The sequence below is a fragment of the Paenibacillus sp. FSL H7-0737 genome, from assembly GCF_000758545.1.
Classification (GTDB): Bacteria; Bacillota; Bacilli; order Paenibacillales; family Paenibacillaceae; genus Paenibacillus_AQ.
Genome location: NZ_CP009279.1, coordinates 877,869 through 896,022, shown reverse-complemented (window position 1 = coordinate 896,022; position 18,154 = coordinate 877,869). Strand labels below are relative to the sequence as shown.

Annotated in this window: 14 protein-coding genes; all 14 read right to left on the bottom strand. The window is 41.3% G+C overall.

Annotated features, from left to right (window positions below; translation table 11 throughout):
• Positions 1 to 34 precede the first annotated feature (34 nt).
• Positions 35 to 688: a M48 family metallopeptidase gene (locus tag H70737_RS03915; RefSeq protein ID WP_042184945.1), complete on the bottom strand. Its 654-nt coding sequence runs from the start codon at positions 686 to 688 to the stop codon at positions 35 to 37.
• 100 nt (positions 689 to 788) lie between these two features.
• Positions 789 to 2,234, bottom strand: a complete 1,446-nt coding sequence (gene gtfA / locus H70737_RS03910) for a sucrose phosphorylase (RefSeq protein WP_042184943.1) — start codon at positions 2,232 to 2,234, stop codon at positions 789 to 791.
• A gap of 15 nt (positions 2,235 to 2,249) precedes the next feature.
• Entirely contained in the window at positions 2,250 to 3,932 is a 1,683-nt protein-coding gene (locus H70737_RS03905; protein WP_042184942.1) for a glycoside hydrolase family 13 protein, read from the bottom strand.
• A 45-nt stretch (positions 3,933 to 3,977) separates the two neighbouring features.
• The gene (locus H70737_RS03900) at positions 3,978 to 4,814 is read right to left on the bottom strand and encodes a carbohydrate ABC transporter permease (RefSeq protein WP_156113201.1); all 837 of its coding nucleotides are present in this window, start codon (positions 4,812 to 4,814) and stop codon (positions 3,978 to 3,980) included.
• On the bottom strand, positions 4,814 to 5,698 hold the full coding sequence (locus tag H70737_RS03895) for a carbohydrate ABC transporter permease (RefSeq protein WP_042184938.1): 885 nt from the start codon (positions 5,696 to 5,698) through the stop codon (positions 4,814 to 4,816). The genes H70737_RS03900 and H70737_RS03895 overlap by 1 nt, the downstream gene beginning before the upstream one ends.
• Positions 5,699 to 5,783: 85 nt before the next feature.
• Positions 5,784 to 7,079, bottom strand: a complete 1,296-nt coding sequence (locus H70737_RS03890) for an ABC transporter substrate-binding protein (protein ID WP_052404151.1) — start codon at positions 7,077 to 7,079, stop codon at positions 5,784 to 5,786.
• A gap of 318 nt (positions 7,080 to 7,397) precedes the next feature.
• Complete coding sequence (locus H70737_RS03885; protein WP_042184934.1) at positions 7,398 to 8,390, bottom strand: LacI family DNA-binding transcriptional regulator; 993 nt, start codon at positions 8,388 to 8,390, stop codon at positions 7,398 to 7,400.
• An 83-nt stretch (positions 8,391 to 8,473) separates the two neighbouring features.
• Positions 8,474 to 9,847 carry a hypothetical protein gene (locus H70737_RS03880; RefSeq protein ID WP_042184932.1) on the bottom strand — a complete coding sequence of 458 codons (1,374 nt, stop codon included), beginning with the start codon at positions 9,845 to 9,847 and terminating at the stop codon, positions 8,474 to 8,476.
• 202 nt (positions 9,848 to 10,049) lie between these two features.
• Positions 10,050 to 11,972, bottom strand: a complete 1,923-nt coding sequence (locus H70737_RS31445) for a flagellin N-terminal helical domain-containing protein (RefSeq protein WP_042184928.1) — start codon at positions 11,970 to 11,972, stop codon at positions 10,050 to 10,052.
• A gap of 191 nt (positions 11,973 to 12,163) precedes the next feature.
• Positions 12,164 to 12,817, bottom strand: coding sequence for a bacillithiol biosynthesis deacetylase BshB2 (bshB2, locus tag H70737_RS03870; RefSeq protein WP_042193301.1), 654 nt, complete (start codon positions 12,815 to 12,817; stop codon positions 12,164 to 12,166).
• A 23-nt stretch (positions 12,818 to 12,840) separates the two neighbouring features.
• Entirely contained in the window at positions 12,841 to 13,185 is a 345-nt protein-coding gene (locus tag H70737_RS03865) for a YojF family protein (protein WP_042184926.1), read from the bottom strand.
• Positions 13,186 to 13,419: 234 nt separating this feature from the next.
• Positions 13,420 to 15,300 carry a PAS domain S-box protein gene (locus H70737_RS03860; RefSeq protein WP_042184924.1) on the bottom strand — a complete coding sequence of 627 codons (1,881 nt, stop codon included), beginning with the start codon at positions 15,298 to 15,300 and terminating at the stop codon, positions 13,420 to 13,422.
• A gap of 113 nt (positions 15,301 to 15,413) precedes the next feature.
• Positions 15,414 to 17,111 (bottom strand): hypothetical protein, encoded by a 1,698-nt coding sequence (locus tag H70737_RS29645; protein WP_052404150.1) that lies wholly within the window; start codon positions 17,109 to 17,111, stop codon positions 15,414 to 15,416.
• A gap of 61 nt (positions 17,112 to 17,172) precedes the next feature.
• Positions 17,173 to 18,018 (bottom strand): TolB family protein, encoded by an 846-nt coding sequence (locus tag H70737_RS03850; RefSeq protein WP_231573383.1) that lies wholly within the window; start codon positions 18,016 to 18,018, stop codon positions 17,173 to 17,175.
• Positions 18,019 to 18,154 lie beyond the last annotated feature (136 nt).

Below are 18,154 nucleotides of genomic sequence, written 5' to 3'. Positions count from 1 at the left end.
GTGTTGTTTCAAATCGTGAATCAATACTAATTTATCACAGCGTCATAGCACGCCCATATCTAGCTAAATACTCTTCCTTCTCCTTATAATCCGGCATGAGGCTTCCAACCTTTCGCCAAAAAGAGCGGTCATGATTCATATGAAGTAAATGACACAGTTCATGGATAATCACATAATCGATTACCTCCACTGGAGCCATCGCTAGGCGATAGTTAAAGGTTAGCTTTTTATCCGAGCTACAGCTTCCCCACTTGGTTCTAGACTCAACAATGTCAATCGTCTTAGGCTTTACTCTAAGCTGTGTCTGATATTTATTGATCCGTTCACCTACAACCTTCTTACAGCTAGCGAAATAGAATTTCTTCAGCTTAAGTTTAAGCTCTTCCTCATTTAAATCCCCTGTCTCTATTAACTCTTGAAGCGAATAATATTTGCCTAGATACAGGAACTTACCCTCGTCTTCATACTCTTTGAGCTTTGGTGTTTCTCGGTTCGCTTCAATACTTTTTAGCTTCTCCACTATTAATTTCCCATTACGCTCTACAACGCTTTTGATCGTCTCTTCACTTGTTTTCTTGGGAACTTTGAGCGTTATACGGCCCGAAGAATCTATATGAATGGAGATTTTCTTGCCATTTCCATATTGAACATTAAACTCGATCACCTGATTGTCGTACTCAATCTTCATACCCACCATCGTTTCTATAAGGTTATTCGCAAAAAAAAAGAAGAACGCATTTTAGCGTCCCCCTATTTTAACATGATTCATCAACTCACTGGATACTCCCTTACAATGCAACCATTTCCCAATCCGCTAACTTTTCTTTTTGCGAAATCGTAAATGCCTTGGTTAACAGATTCGCTTCCAGTTTCGCTTCGTTCAGCAGATTTTTCCAAGTTATCACCACATTATTCTCATCCAACTGTTCAATCTGAATGTCTCCATCAAAGGCTGGATTACTATTTCTGAATTTCAAAATGTTAAAGAGCTTTTGCACAACCGGGCGCTTCACCTCAGCATCAACCTCATCTTGGGTATAATAATGCCGATTAATATTCCGTCCTTCTTTGGTCTTTTCCAGAAGCTCTATATCATTCACTCCAGCTAATAGTCCCACATAATAAATCTGTGGTATGCCTGGCGCAAAACATTGGATGGCTCTCGCCAGCAAATAAGCCTGATCATCATTCCCAAGTGCTGAATAATAGGTACAGTTGATTTGGTAAATATCAAGGTTGTTATATGCTTCAGTGCTATATATTTTTTTGACATTAGCTCCTTGGCTATAGAGACTTTCTCTTGTCATTTCTGCTTCTTCATCGCTCAAAAGATCCTTTACATCCACCACACCAATACCATCATGCGTGTCTAGTGTTGTAAACTGCTTTCTCGGGCAAATCTCCAGCCAATGAACCAACCGGTTTACTTTCCCACTAAATAAAGCATGCAGCACCAACATTGGTAACGCAAAATCATATACATAGTAATCCTGTTCTGCGATTTTTAACTGGATGCTATAATGCTCATGAATTTCCGGCAACACGGTCACACCATAAGGGGCAACGGCCTGCTCAGATTGATTCAGCATCTCCCAAATATCCGGCTCAACAAAGAAACAATTCGTACCGATTTTTTTGTTGGCATATGCGAAAGCATCTAGTCGAATAATTGAAGCACCTTTTTCCGCCAAAAAAGTAAGGTTGTCTGTTATAAATTTCTGCGTCGTTGCTGTGGTCACATCCAGATCAATCTGTTGTTCATCAAAGGTACACCATACTTTCTCCAAGCTACCATCCTTAAAGGCAACCTCTACGTATGGAGCGCGTGGTTTACGCTTATAGATTAAATCCACATCTTCCTGAGTGGGCTCCCCGTTCGGCCAAAAATCCTTGTAACGGATAAACAAGTCGGCATATTCTGATGCATCCTTTTTCTCAAGAAAGTCCTGAAAATAAGGAGATTGTCTGGAGATATGATTAATCATAAAATCAAACATCATATAATAATCTTTACTCATCGCTTCGACGTCCGACCAATCTCCGAATGCAGGATCCACTTTGGTATAATCCATTGGTGCAAATCCTCTGTCACCCGAAGAAGGATAAAACGGTAGTAAATGAACACCTCCAACGATGCCTCGCAGATGCTTATCTAATACTTCGTTTAATTCTTTTAAATTACGCCCGAGGCTATCTGCATAGGTAATCAACATAGCTTCATTCTTAATTTGCATTATAAATCCCCCTCGTTAGATTTCGGCTACATCTGCGCTTTTTTCCCCTTTGCATATTAAAGCCTCATAAGGCCTCAACAGACCATTATCATGATTATTAATGTTAGACAGCACAACATAGCCTGCAAGAGGGTCGGTTAAGGGAATGGTTTGATCCGTAAAATTACAGATTACTGTCCAACATTCATTCTCATAAGTTCGAACATATCCACCTAGCTCATTCGAGTCCACATAAATCTCATGATAATCACCATAAATTAACGCTTTATTGTCCCGTCTCAGCTTGATTAATTCCCGATAAAAATGAAGGATAGAATTACCGTCTTGTAGCTCTTCCTCCACATTAATCGACGAATAATTCGGATTCACATTAATCCATGGTTGCCCATTCGTAAATCCGGCCATAGGTTCTGAACTCCATTGCATCGGTGTGCGACCCTGATCCCTGCTTCTGATCGCTAAATAGTTCAGAATATCTGCCTCAGACCTACCCAGTGCAGTTTCATTACGGTGATAATTTAAGCTCTCAATATCTCTATACTCTTCAATTGAAGCCATGAAATAATTGGTCATTCCAATCTCTTGTCCTTGATAAATAAACGGTGTTCCTCGCATTAAGAAATAATAGGCAGCCAGCATTTTAGCTGAGTCTTTATGGTATATCCCGTCGTTACCGAATTTTGAAACCGAACGCACATGATCATGATTCTCCATAAAAAGTGCCATCCAGCCCTTATTGGCTGTCTCAATCTGCCATTTAGATAACGCGTGCTTAAATTCAGTCAGCTTCCAAGGATGATAGATTCCTTTAGCCATTGGCTTGGCATCCAGATCTACATGATCAAATTGAAATATCATATTAAAGACGCCGTTCTGCTCATCTACATATTCATGAATTTGCTCTATCGGAACTCCAGGGGCTTCCGCAACCGTCATCACATTGCGAGGTTCCAGAACCTCCTGTTTCATCTCGTGAAGAAAATCCAAAATTCCGGGTTGATTCAAACAAGCTTCTGCCAGAGGCACATAGCGGCGGTCGTCTTCAGACTTAAGGTGCGGAAATTGCTGATTTTTTTTAATAAATGTGATCGCATCAATGCGAAATCCGGCTATTCCCCTGTCAATCCACCAATCCATCATGGAAAAGATGCTTTGGCGAACTTCGGGATTCTCCCAATTAAGATCCGGTTGTTTCTTAGAGAAACAATGTAAATAATATTCCTGTGAGGTCTCGTCATATTCCCAAGCTGAACCTCCAAAATTCGATTCCCAGTTGGTTGGTTCCTGGCCATCGTTCCCAGGCTTCCATATATACCAGTCACGCTTTGGATTGTCCTTAGAACTTCTGGACTCCATAAACCAAGCATGTTCATCAGAGGTGTGATTCGCTACCAGATCCATGATCATACGAATTCCGTACGCTTCCGCTTGTGTGATCAATTCGAGCATATCTTCCATACTTCCAAACTCATCCTGAATTTTATAGAAATTCCGAATGTCATACCCATTGTCATCATTAGGTGAATCGTAGACCGGACACAACCAAATAACATTGATGCCCAAATCCCTTAAATACCCGAGTCGGTTGATGATTCCACGCAAATCCCCTACTCCATCTCCATTTGAATCCTGAAAACTCCGGGGATAAATCTGATAAACCACACTTTCTTTCCACCAGTTGCTGTTTCTAGTCTCCATAACTCCACACTTCCTCCAGCACCCGAGTTTAGGGCTTTCTTTATCTTATTTAATAGCGCCTTGGCTGACGCCTCTGATGATGTAACGTTGACCAAACAAATAAGCAATAAGAATCGGCAGGATCGTTAACAGAAGTGCTGGTATCAACAGCTCCCAGTTATTCATATACGTTCCGTTAAACACCTTCATCTTAATAGGCATAGTAAAATGGTTATCCTGAGTCAGCACCAATGAAGGTAGCAGATAATCATTCCAAATCCATAACACATTCAGAATCGCAATTGTCACTGATGTTGGAGCCAACATAGGCAGTACAATCTTAAAGAAAGTCTGTCTACGATTACATCCATCGAGCAGTGACGCCTCTTCCAATTCATAAGGAATCGACTTCACAAAACCATGGTACATAAATACCGATAACGCACTTCCGAAGCCGATGTAAAGAATAATCAATAATGGAATAGGCGCTGCATCGATCCAGTGAAGTTTTGCCCCGTAGATATAAATCAGAGGAATCATAATGGACTGAAACGGAATAATCATGGAAGCCACCATTAGTGCGAAGAAACCATTATTGAATTTAGTCGAATGTCTCACCATGTAATAGGCGGTCATTGCTGCAAAAACACCAATGAATAGGACACTGAAAAAGGTGACTACGACTGTATTTCTAAACGAGACAAAAAAATTCATTTTATCAATGACTTCAGCAAAATGCCCAAAGTTTAAGCTGCTCGGCAGTGAAAAAGGGCTTTCGAGAATTTGACCATTACTCTTGAAGGAATTGACGATCATAAGGAAGAATGGAAAAACAAAAATAATGAAAAACACAATTAAAAATAAATACGTCAGAATCACGGAAGTTTTTCGTCTAGCACTCATCATGCAGCAACCTCCAATTTCTTACTGAAATAAACCTGCAGGCCGGTAACAACTGCAACGATAGCAAACAATACAAAGGCTTCCGCTTGGCCAACGCCATAATTATTTTCGACAAAGGCCTTTTTTACCACATGCATCGATACCATGGTTGTACTATCATATGGTCCGCCTGCCGTTAGAGAATAGTTAACGTCGTAAACCATAAAGGCATTCTTCAGAGTTAAAAAGATGGTCACTACAAAGGAAGGAACCATCAGCGGCAAAGTAACCTTTCTCAACCGTTGCCATCCATTGGCACCATCAATCGTGGCTGCTTCCACTACATCTTTTGGCACATTGACTAAGCCAGCGACAAAAATGATCATCATATAGCCCGCTGATTGCCAGATCGACACAATAACAATGGCCCAGAAAGCTAAATGTTCATCCCCTAGCCACCCTAAACGCAGCCATTCTATCCCGAACTTCTCACCAATAGAAGGCATGGTTTGTACGAATATAAACTGCCAGATGTAACCTAGAATCAAGCCACCAATCAAATTCGGTGTGAACAGGGAGGTTCGAAAGAAATTTTGCATCTTCACTCCGGAAGTCACTAAATAAGCCAATATAAAACCGAGAATATTGATGATAATAACAGTTGTCACGACAAACTTAACGGTCAACAAAAGAGAATCCCAAAACTTGGAGTCCGTAAATGCTGTCTTATAGTTAGCTAAACCTGAGAACTCTATTGGATTTAATGGAGAGGTCATATTGGTAAAGGTCAGATATAATCCATATGCAAAAGGAATCAGCACGGCAATCGTAAAGAAAATGATCGTGGGACCGGTGAAAAATAACTGGTTGCCCATTCGTTTGATCAGACGTTTTTCTGATATCATACGTTTAGCACACCCCTAATTGCTTTAAGGAGGAAACAGGTGAGAGTCACCCCAACCCGTTTCCCGCAATTCAGCAAATGATTAATTACTTTTGGCTTTTGTAATAGGTTTCAATAGCTTTGGCAAGATCAGCACGGGATTCTTTTTGGGCGATATATTTCTGAATATCCGGTGCAAGAATGTTGCCCCAATCCTCGACCTTCACATAGTTTGAGCTGAACGGCATCGTATTGCCGGCTACCACAGCATCCGCAATCGCTGATCCGAGTGGATTGTTCACTTTCAAAGAGTTGTTCTTAAAGGCCGAGACGACTTGCGACTGGTTCACCAGAAAATCTTGACCTTTTTCATCATAAACGAGCCAGTTCAGGAACTTCTTAGCTGCTTCTTGCTCAGCCGGGGTTGCCGCTTTATTAATCACCAGAATATTAGTTGGACCTGCAGCAATCTTATTGTTCAGCGGATTGTCTGGATTGTTATCCACTGGGACAGGTATAAATCCGAAGGATTCTCCACTAACCGCCTGCAATGAATCATAAGCCCAGTTCCCGTTAAACAGGATAGCTGACTCCCCTTTACCCACACTTACATGCGCATCGTCATAGTACTTGCCCAGTGGACGTTCACCGTATTTGTTGTATTCTTTGGATACCAGCAGATCCATCGTATCGTAGTAACCATTCCAAACATCATTACTAGCTAAATCAAATGTTCCGGCTTTTAGTTGCTCTACAATCGTGTTCGGATCTTCTGCCTGATTCACAAACTGTGTACTGTAATGGTTCGCTACGGACCAGTTTTCAGTTTGATAGGCAACCGGATATTTCACCCCGGATGCTTTAATTTGATCTAATAATTCTTTTAGTTTGTCACGAGTATTGATAGTGTGCGGATCGAAGGTACCGCCAACAGCCTTATCAAGTACACTCTTGTTGTATACGAGACCGAAGCCTTCTATTGAAAATGGAAAACCGGCAATTTTTCCCTCTGCGTCTTTAACGCCGTAAACCGTTTCTTCATTCCACTTCTCACCTGAAAGATCTATACCGAAATCTTTATATTTGTTCACAATGGAGTCGGGGGACATCATCGCCATAGTTACCGTTTTACCGGATGCCGTAAGTTTATCCAGCAAATTAACGGTATCACCAACAGCTCCTGAGACAGCCTCAACCTTGATATTTGGATTCGCTGCCATGAAATCTTTAGCCGCCTGTTCCCATTGGGAAGCGATTTCACCTTTACCGTTCGTAATAATTATGCTGACTTGCTCATCCTTCGAGTTCGCTGCCGGACTGGACCCCGCTCCGTTGGATCCACCACAAGCTGTCAATGAAACAGCAAGCAAAAGAACAAATAATAAAACAGATATCTTTTTCAAACAAAACCCCTCCATTTTGTGCTTTTTTATATGCTAGACCCCTATAAAAGTCTGAACATCAGATTGATACCGTTTTCATTAGTTAAAAAAATTCTTCATAAATTCAACTGGCTTATATACTAGAAAGCTTTCTTGCCTGTATTGTAACATCACTTGGTATCGGTTTCAATACAATTTAAAGCTAAGTTTATAAATTATTCGGAAAAACTACTGATAAACAAGGTAATTCCAGTTAATTATTTACCCCTTAGACGTGGTATCGATACCAATAAAGAGAAATAAAAAAGCGAGTCTGCATTGCAAATTCGCTTATCAGTGTTAAGTAGATTCTCGAACTACCAGTTCTACCGGAAGCTCATAAGTAACTGGCTCTACATTGAAATCATCCAGCATCTCCATAAGAACTTCCCCTGCTTTACGCCCCATCTGCTCTATAGGCTGCCGTATAGTCGTTAATGCGGGATCCAACATTTCAGCGAGGGGCTGGTCATCGAAACCAATGATCGCCAGATCTCGTGGGATACTTAACCCTTCCTTTTTCGCAGCCATCATCAAACCACCAGCAATTTCATCACTGCCTGTAAACACAGCGGTTGGACGATCCTTCATTTCAAGCAAGAGTTTCATTACTTTTTTCCCATCTTCAATGGTATGCTGGTTGACCAAAATCCAGTTAGGATTCACTTGAATCCCGGCCTCTTCCAATGCTTTTTGATAACCTAGGTTACGGTCTTTATCTTTCCCGGCCTCGGTAAACAGACCTCCCGTACAGTAAGCAATTTTACGGTGACCTCTTTCAATGAGGTGCTTGATTCCTAAGTATGTACCTTTAAATTGATCCAGCCGAATCATCGGAATTTTTGCATTACTCACATATTCATTACATAACACAATAGGCCCAAATTCAGTATACGGTTCAATGACTTTCCAATCATTCTCAATGGATGCCATGATGATGCCGTCCGCTTGTTTGGTCTTCAACAAATTTAAATAGGTTAATTCTCTCTCCTTATCCTCATTAGTCTGACAGATCAAGGTTTGGTAGCCGTTTTTGTAACCAACCTTCTCTATGGAATCAACTAAATAGGAGAAAAAAGGATTCACAATTCTAGGAACTACGACAGCTATCGTTGTTGTCACTTGTCCTCTTAATCTTCTTGCCGAGAGATTCGGGGTATATTCAAGCTCTTCCATTGCTTTTAATACCAATTCTCTTTTATCTGCTGAAATATGAGGATAGTTATTTATTACTCGGGATACGGTCGTCTTAGACACTCCTGCTAAACGCGCCACATCTAAAATATTTGCCATTTCTACACTCACTCCAGATAGGGACAGTTTTTGAAACCAGTTTCAATCATTTTAGCTTAAAATATAAAAAAATGAAAGGGTCCTCAATACACTGGATATCCTGCCACAAACATCGCTAAATACAAAAGACTCCCCGCAACAGAAACTACAGTAATGATAGCATCCTTTGATTTCTCTTCAGTGATCGCGACAGCAGCAAAAGCTAGTGGAAATGCAACAAGCAAATACCGCGGGGCTGACAGCAGCCAGGTAGCTCCCACTACGAACGCAAAATACACGATGAAATAGGCGGTGTATGAAGGTCGTATCTTTTTTGCACCCATGAACATGATAATTAGTGCTGAGAATATAGCGATTAAGTTAGGCAGCCATAAGCCGAGAAAAGAACGGCTATCTCCACTCTTAAAGGTGCCCACAGCGTATTCCATCTGATATCTTACCGTATCAAAAAAGAGATAAAACCGCTGAGACCAATGCTCTCTCTGGTAAATACTGAACTGAAACGCATTTCCCGTCACGTGATAATTAATAAACAGATAGGCCAGCAAGCCCGTTGATATGATAGCGAGAAAACATACAGCGCTGATGATTCTATGTATAAAGACTTTTTTACTTAATAGCTTATAGTTGCCCATCAGATCCCGTCCAAATTCAATCGCAACCGGTACAATCAGAAGCACTCCGGGAGAACGTGTATAAGCTGCAAGTGCACCGCATAAGCATCCGATCAGCCATTCCTTTTTTCTCACAAAATATAAACACATCAAAGATAATGCCAGAAATAGAGCCTCGGTCATCGGAATGAAGAAAAAGAACGCGGCAGGGAATATGAAAATGTATTTCACGACCCGCATGGCATTCTTTCGATGCATGTCTAGTGCAGCAAGCTCATAAGCGACCAGGGCTGCGACAATTGAAGTGATATTTGAAACGATGAATCCAGAAACGAGATAATTCCCTACGAATGCCTGAACCACTCTTATTAAATTTGGAAAAAAGGGAAAGAACACGATATGGAATCTCGCATCACCCTCGGTCACGTATCCATTCTCAGCAATGCCCAAATAACTAGAAGCATCGATTCCAGAGATATGCCAAGTCTCTGCCATTTTGCTAAGCAGACCACCTGAATAGCCATTCTGTATGATCAAAAATGAATACCCGATGAGCATAAGCAGGATACGACTCGCCAATATCCATCCAATAATATAAAGCCAAGCCTGTCTTCTATCCTGCTCCTTACTCTTCCAAGTCACTTCAGGTGCTGGATTCGTCAAAACAAAATCCGTCAATACAGGTATAGTACGGAGCCCCAATAGCGCAAAAAGCCCGAAACAGACCACAGAAGCGAGGGTGCCCAGCATGGTCCAGCTCTGAGTCGAAATGGCCCAGTAAATAGCCGTCACCATCATAACAAGTATGAAGATGAAGGAAATGATTTTGTCGTGCTTTTTCATTTGATCCTCCAGTTATTTAGTCCGAACAATTGTTTAGGAAAAAAAGGATATAATTACCTATAGAAATATAATAGTCTTTGTGTATTTTTTTGTAAATCATTTCTATTCCTTTTCTAGAGTTATCTAATAGGACTGATAAACAAATAACAACAAATTTTAAAAAAGCCCATGCCCTAAATGGCATAGACTCTATTAAACATTTTTACTTTAACAACTGTAATACGCCTTGAGGCTGTTGATTGGCCTGAGCCAACATGGCTTGAGATGCTTGAGATAAGATATTGTACTTGGTAAGGTTCATCATTTCTTTTGCCATATCCCCGTCTCTTATTCGTGATTCAGCTGCTGTTAAGTTTACTTCGTAATTGGTTAGGTTATTATGGATATGTTCTAATGCATTTTGATACGCGCCGTACATTGAACGCTTGGATGAAACGGTATTTATAGCTTTGTCTATTTTCGAAATCGCTAATTCGGCACCTTGTCTAGTTGAAAGATCTATATCCGCAATTCCCAGAGCAGTAGTTCTAGCATCTGTTAATTTAACAGCGAAGTTATCCCCAGAGTTTGCTCCCACCTGAAGTTTTACTGTTTTGTAATCATATGTGGTACTAGGGTTTGATCCGTAAGATACATTGAAATTTGTTATCCCAGTTGTAGTCGAAAAAGTATAACTTCCGTCATCATTACTAATAATGTTATTTAATCTATCCGTAGAGCCCCCACCATTTAGATTAACATTAGCCAATTCATTTCCCTGTGGATCAAAAATGGAAAGACGATAATTATTATCTACTATTCCTCCAACGATGTAATTCCCATCTTTCATTTCTGTAATGCTAGTCAGTTGACTGGAGTTGGAAGTTTCATTTGAGATATTCTTCTCCCACAATACGTTTCCACTACTGTCTAGTTTATAGATTAATCCACTAGTTTTAGTAGAGTCGTTATAGGAACCAACAATTATGGCCCCTCCATCACTGGTTGCGATGGCGCGGTAACCTTCATCATCCCCAGCAGCCCCGACACGTGTGTCCCATAACGGGTTTAAGTTACTATCATATTTCACAACCCAGCTTGACTTATCGGTATAAGAACCATTTAGTTTGAGACTTGATGAACCAATAGCCAAATAACCGCCGTCGGCAGTTTCAATAATAGAGTTAAATTCTTCGCTTCCATAGCCAACAGGATTGGATTGTGAAGAACCAACTATAGAGGTGGATTGTTGCACACCACTACTATTAAATTTAGCCACAAGACCATCCCAATTTTGAATACCGGAACCCGTCCCTGCCACAATAAAGGAACCGTCACTAGTCTCAATTACTTCATTCCCCATAATGGAGTAGACGCCAGATACTCCTGCTCTCCACTGCTCATTCAAATTCCCATCCCATTTAATTATATTTATCTTTTGATCGGAAAGTGCCCCTGCTGAGAAATCATTTCCTAATAAAATATAACCACCGTCACTAGATTCTTTGATACTATACACATCGATCTTAGAAATTGCTTGTGACCAAATCAGATTACCCATACTATCTAATTTGAAAGGATTATTACCGGGAATTCTTATACCGACGTAACCTCCATCCGAAGTCTTAGATAAATCTCTGGCAGGTATGTTAGCTGTCCAATTCGTACTTATATTGCCCTGTACTGGGGTAATATTCGTGTTTACTTCGAGGTCATTATTCAATAAATAAATCCCATTAAATTGAGTGTTATTAGCAATATCATTTATCCCAAGCTTTATCTGCTCAACTTCTTTTTGAATCAATGTTCGATCAAAATTTGTTAATGTATCATTTGAAGCTTGTAATACAAGCTCCCGCAATCTTAGCAGATTAGGATCTTGTATAGTTCCTAGTCCACTCTCCATGGTCTGAATCAGTGAAATACCATCCTGTGTATTCCTCTCCGCCTGAGCTAACCCACGAATCTGTGCCCTCATTTTCTCCGAAATCGCTAATCCCGCAGCATCATCTGCTGCTATATTTATACGAAGTCCAGATGATAGTCTCTCTAGTGAACTTGTAATAGATTTATTATTTTTATTTAATCTGTTCAAACTATTTAAAGATGTGGTGTTGTGACCTATCCGCATATAATCACCTTTCAATTGATAATATCTTCTATATCGGATATTCATTAGTAATTATTTAGGTCAAATTACCCACTGCTTAAGACCTCACTTACAATCCCCATCGTGCCTCTCTGAAAAGTTGAATATTTACCATAGAGAAACGACGATCTGTCATCAGTAAGACACCGACAACTGAACGCCGCTTAAAAGGTCTGTTCATGAAAATATCATTCAAATGGATAGATCCAGAAATGCTCTGTTCCAAAACGATCTTGGATTTCTTTATCCTCTAGCGTTTTGCTACCTAACAGTTCAGCGGCTTGGAATTGGGATTTATGCGCCTGAATGGATGCCATCTTTTGCTTCAGGAAATCTTTCACTTCAATGATAACCTGAGGCTTTCCAATCTCTTCAATATTATTCGCGAAAGCTATACAGTGAACAGGAGGTCTCTCTGCCTTGGGCATTCTTCCAACCGTTCGAACCACTGCAGCTCCGGTAGCATCATGATCGGGATGAACGCTGTACCCCGGATAGAATGTAATGACCAGTGAGGGGTTAAGCTCCTTCAGAAGCGCATCAATATGGCCCTCGAGCAGAGCTTGATCTTCAAATTCAATCGTTTTATCGTGGAAACCAAGCATTCTCAAATCCTGTATTCCAATCGCTCGGCAGGATTCTTCCAGCTCCTTTTTACGGATCTCTGGGAGGGTTACCCGATTCGCAAATGGCGGCACGCCCATATTCCGGCCCATCTCTCCAAGTGTCAGACAAGCGTAGGTGACTTGGGTGCCGTTTTGCACATGCTTGGCAAGCGTTCCGGATATACCGAAGGCCTCGTCATCCGGATGCGGTAATATAACTAGAATATGTCTTTCCACTGAACTCCTCATCTCCTCTACCATTAGAACGGCTCCCGGCTTAGTTGCAAGGATACGACCAGTTTGCCTTGGCTGTCATGACCGGCCAGAATTAATCTTTCGGTCTCACTCTCTTCATAGTGAGTTAGTCCTTCCGAGTACACCCAGCCTTGTGACATTTTTAGGCCTACGCGATAAGGTCCATGACCGGAAATCGAACCATGAGAATATCGGATCACAGCATTAGTAATGAAAGTAGCCGCTGGGTGCTTAGAACTATCGAAATGGGCAGCGTATGCTCCCGTCGTCATCTCAAGATGGATATATAGATCCTGATCTTTAAGCAGGTCGATCCTCTCTTGTATTTCGGATTGATTAATTAGCTGCAAGGTTACGCCTCCATATCTGAATGAAATTATACCTACGAAAAATAAGATCCCTACCCTATTAAGGACGGATCTGTTAAAGGATAAGCGGGTCCGTATTTCTCATCAAAGTATAACGTTCATTGCTATGTAATTCAATGGATAGAGTAATCCCCTCCAAGTGTAACAGTAATGAAATAGCGCTTTTCACGTTCACCTAAAGGGGATAAAATCATTGAGATATTATGCTGTTTTATATTAGCTCACAAACTGATCTAACATCTTTACGATGACTTCACGTCTTATAGGCTTACTGATATACTCGTCCATCCCAGCAGCCAAACAATTTTCACGGTCGCCCTTCAAGGCATTGGCCGTAACCGCGATGATAGGCGGACAGTTCTCCCTATGCTCATCTTTTAATATCCTCATAGCATCTATGCCGTTCATAATCGGCATGTGAAGATCTAATAAAATAAGATCAAATGATTCTTTCCGTGCTATTTCAACAGCGTCTTTACCATTTGTGACGGTGGTAACGCTGTGACCCATTTTTTCGAGTATTTTGGTCAGCACTAGTGCATTGATAGAATTATCTTCAGCAAGTAAAATGCTAGCCTCACGTGCGGTATGAAGCTTGTCACTGCTAGTTTCTTGAATGGGATTTACGACTGATTTCTTGGGTCTGATGGTGAAGGTAACCGACGTGCCGTTCTTGCCGTCACTCTCCGCATAGATCTCGCCACCCATCATTTCGACAATTCTACGGCTGATGGCAAGCCCAAGGCCAGTGCCTTCGTGTCTACGCATCATAAAGCTATCAACCTGCTCAAACGGTTCAAAAACGTCGGTAAGCCGCTCAGGGTCAATTCCAATCCCAGTATCAGTTACCGTAAAGGCCAACAGGGAGGGATCTTCCTTTACAAGCCTCACTTTTACCGATATGCTGCCCGCCGGTGTGAATTTCACAGCATTGCCTAGCAGGTTCAAGAACACTTGCTTCAAGCGTTCCTCGTCACCGTAAATAAATTCAGGAACGTCATGATTTATGATGCTGGTGAGCTCCAGATGTTTTTGTTCAGCTTTTATTGCGATAACAGAAAAGCTGTCCTTGAGGCAAGTTCGCAGATCGAATGTATCCTCTTGTAGCTCGCTTCGGCCTGCCTCAATTTTTGAAAGATCAAGGATATCATTAATTATATTGAGCAGGATTCCTCCGCTTTTGCGAATGATTTCTACATATTCACGTTGTTCTTCATTGAGCTCTGTTTCAAGCAGAATATCAGTCATGCCGATCACCCCGTTCATGGGAGTGCGAATTTCATGACTCATCATAGCCAGGAACTCACTTTTAGCTCTATTCGTGGACTCTGCAGCTTCCTTAGCTAGCGACAATTGCCTTTGCTCGGAAATATCCTTGCATATAAGGTAAAATCCGATATTATGATTGTTCACATAAATGGGTGCAATACTGGTGAGCACTTCAACTACTTCGCTGTCCTTAGTGACAAGCTTATTGATATACTGCTCAACCGTATTATCGTAAAGGGCTCTTTCCAGAATGCGCTGGACATTCTCTTCTCCAATCAGACTCGCAAGCTTCATCCCGATCAACTCGGACTCGATGGAGTAGCCCGTTAACTTTTCCGTCATACTATTGGTGTTAATGATTCGACCGTCAAGGTCAAAGGAAATGACGGCGTCATGGTTGTATTTTTTAAGCGACGTATACCGTTCAACAGACTCCTGAAGGCGTTGCTCGGATTCCTTTTGCTTTGTAATGTTAACGATCTGGCAAATGAAATATGCTGGCTGGTTCGACTCGTCGCTGAATAAGTGGAGAGTAAGCTGTCCCCAAATATAATCTCCATTTTTTGTGATAAACTGCTTTTCCATCTGCACTTCTGTTTCCTCACCCAAGAGGGCTTTTAAATCATGAAGGTTGCCGAAATCCTCGGGGTGAGAAAGGTCTTCTAACCGCATATCCTCAAACTCTTCAATGGAATAACCAAAAATCTGTTCAAAGGCTGGGTTTATGGTCAGAATCAAACCATTTGGCGATAAAAGGGCGATTCCAAAGGAGGCGTGATTAATCACCTGTTGGTTGAATTGTTCCTGGTTTAGATTTACGCGATGCATAGCGACCTCCATGGGATGATGTGATTTTTGCGTGAAAAAATAGACCTTCTATTTAGAAGGTCCTATTTATAACTTATAGTCTAATTTACCCACTTTGTTATTAATTGAATCTGTTAACTTAATGGGATCGAATAAAACAGTCGGGATCCTTTGTTGTTGGTATACCATACAATTTTGTCGCCGCTAACAATAGGGCTGCTTTCTGATAGTACAAAGTTCTTAATCGTTTGGATACCGCCAGTGGTTGCACCCTCTCCATTTATAAGAACATATTTCAGGTCACCCGGATGATTCTCTTTATCAAACTCCTGCCACAGCACCATCATTTTGTCGTCTGTTATTTTCACCAATTTAGGAATGGAAGCGATCTGGTTCGTACCAACATATTTAGCCAAGGTGATGTGGTTCACTGCTGTGCTAGACAGGTTGGCTTTTGGTAGAACACTAAGAACGATATCTCTCTGATCCTTCTCTAGTCCCACCATCTCATAAGACGTATATTCTTTGACAAGCGAATGGTCAATCGTATTCATAGCGACAATATAGTTCGCCGAAGACATCTCAAATCCGCCTATAGAAACGCCTGTGGTGTTCGCTCCAATTTTGCCGGGGATATTAAACAGGTCTACCTCGTTATAGCTGGTTCCATTTCCTTTATTCAGCACAATCGAACGAGGATAGGCATCACCATGATCCACTAGAACATGCGTAGCACCATCAAACAATACATATTGATCAAAAGAGTGGCTGACATGATTCTTCTGGAATCTTCCCAGATCATTCGTCACTGTCATAGTTTGGGTATTCACGATAATGGTCAGCTGGGATTGATGATTTAGTTTATCTTCTGTCGTGTACCTTGTACGTGAAGTGTGGAATACAAGCGTATCACCAGCCTCGGCCATACTACCAGAGCCAGAATCAAAAGGGCTAACCGTATAACTCTCGCCACCCTTAATGGAGACACTATCTACTCTATTGAAGCTTTTATCATAACGGACAATACGAATCACTTCTTTGCTATCATTCTCCTCGCGATTCTCTTGTCCAAAAGCAATATAGTTATACTTCTCCCCACTATAGAAACCACCAAATATCGGAAGCTCAAAAGGGATACTCTTATTTCCAGTTAGTTCAAACTTCTCATTATATGATTCAATCGTAACTTCCTTATTCGCCTCAAGGACACTTACAGTCCCATCATTATTATTCACGAGATAGGAAGTGGTCGTACTTTTCCATCTGGGAAAATAAGAAGATACAGCGTTACTTTCGGTTTTCACCGCCGTCTTTACCCGGTAAGCATGATCTGGAACTTTTGAGAACAAGGATATTCGATCAGACTGAACGTCATATTCGATATCGAATGGAATTTTCACCGCCAAATCTCGCAACTGAACATAGTTATTCTCGTCAATATTGTACGCCGTAATCGACTGTAGCTGTCCGTTCACTAGCACTTTAGAGGTCGACAGCGTAGCTGAATAATTTCTATTGCGACTATAATAGTTGCTGCTAGCTTTCTTTTCGGGAGTATAGGCTTGCCCGGTTATGATCTCTATCGCATTGTTTGCTTTATTCCAAGTGATATCAAATTGACTGGCTGTTCCCGAGAAATACTCCGCTACATCGCGCAGCCGGAAATAATTGTTGTTCGAGATATTGAATCCGTTCAGATCCCTTTGTTCTCCGTCAAAATATGTACTGCTCTCGGTTACCTTAGCCTTCACCGTACTGCTCGCAAAGGTTGTAGTGCCGAGCGCTGGTATAACCAGTAATACAATTAGCAAAACACTAAAAATCCTCTTCATCCAACTTTTCCCCCATTTATATATAAATAAAAATACTATAATTTCTATCGGTATTTTATTCCTATTCCTCCACCACATAACTTACAAACGCCAAGCGCTTACTATCCGGAGACCACGAATTCACGTTAATCGTACCTTGTCCTCCAAACAATTGTACTAGTGTGCGATGATCTCCTCCCGTGCTTGCCATCAATCGAATCTCAACATCCTTATTCGCAGGGTGATCGCCAGGATCTACATCTCCTTTACGGTAACTCAGGTAGGCTATCGTCTGACCATCTGGCGATACATGCGGGAACCAGTTATTACTCTCATCAAAAGTCATCTGTGTTTGCTCAGTGCCATCGGCATTCATTCGCCATATCTGCATCAGCCCTGTACGCACCGAGTTGAACCATATATGTCCACCATCTGGTGAATATTCAGGCCCATCATCCAGCCCAGGCGAATCCGTCAGTTGTACCTCTACTCCCCCGTCTACTGGAATGGTATAAATATCATACTGACCTTTGCGCTCTGCACAGTAAGCTAACTCAGCACCGTTTGGAGACCAACCATGTAAATAACTTGGAGCATTCGGTGTAACTAGAACCGGTTCGCCACCCTCCATGGGAAGAATATATATACGAGATTTACCATCTTCTTTCGTATGGTGACTAATTGCAATCTTAGTGTTGTCAAAAGACAGAACATGATCGTTATTACATTCCGCAGCAAACCCCGAGTCAATTTGAACAAGCTCACAGGTTGCGATGTCGAACGAATAGAGACAACCTCGACTATTATAAATAAGACGCTTACCATCGCTAGTCCAATTGGGTGCCTCGATTAAATAATCAAATGAGCGGAGCGCAGTACGTTCCCCAGTCTGTACATCTACGATTTCTAATGTGCTAATCACTTTCATTGTCCTCTCTCCCATCGTTAAAATATGTACATAACCCACTTCGACAGCTATTCTAAATCCCCTTTCTTCTGGTCATACCATTGTGTAAGAAAAAAGATCCGCCTCGAAGAGTTTACTCCTCAAGGCAGATCCATAA

Excerpts from the sequence above, each read along its gene's own strand:
- H70737_RS03915 (WP_042184945.1), bottom strand. The coding sequence starts at position 688 with ATGAAGATTGAGTACGACAATCAGGTGATCGAGTTTAATGTTCAATAT.
- gtfA (WP_042184943.1), bottom strand. The coding sequence starts at position 2,234 with ATGCAAATTAAGAATGAAGCTATGTTGATTACCTATGCAGATAGCCTC.
- H70737_RS03905 (WP_042184942.1), bottom strand. The coding sequence starts at position 3,932 with ATGGAGACTAGAAACAGCAACTGGTGGAAAGAAAGTGTGGTTTATCAG.
- H70737_RS03900 (WP_156113201.1), bottom strand. The coding sequence starts at position 4,814 with ATGAGTGCTAGACGAAAAACTTCCGTGATTCTGACGTATTTATTTTTA.
- H70737_RS03895 (WP_042184938.1), bottom strand. The coding sequence starts at position 5,698 with ATGATATCAGAAAAACGTCTGATCAAACGAATGGGCAACCAGTTATTT.
- H70737_RS03885 (WP_042184934.1), bottom strand. The coding sequence starts at position 8,390 with ATGGCAAATATTTTAGATGTGGCGCGTTTAGCAGGAGTGTCTAAGACG.
- H70737_RS03880 (WP_042184932.1), bottom strand. The coding sequence starts at position 9,847 with ATGAAAAAGCACGACAAAATCATTTCCTTCATCTTCATACTTGTTATG.
- H70737_RS03860 (WP_042184924.1), bottom strand. The coding sequence starts at position 15,300 with ATGCATCGCGTAAATCTAAACCAGGAACAATTCAACCAACAGGTGATT.
- H70737_RS29645 (WP_052404150.1), bottom strand. The coding sequence starts at position 17,111 with ATGAAGAGGATTTTTAGTGTTTTGCTAATTGTATTACTGGTTATACCA.
- H70737_RS03850 (WP_231573383.1), bottom strand. The coding sequence starts at position 18,018 with ATGAAAGTGATTAGCACATTAGAAATCGTAGATGTACAGACTGGGGAA.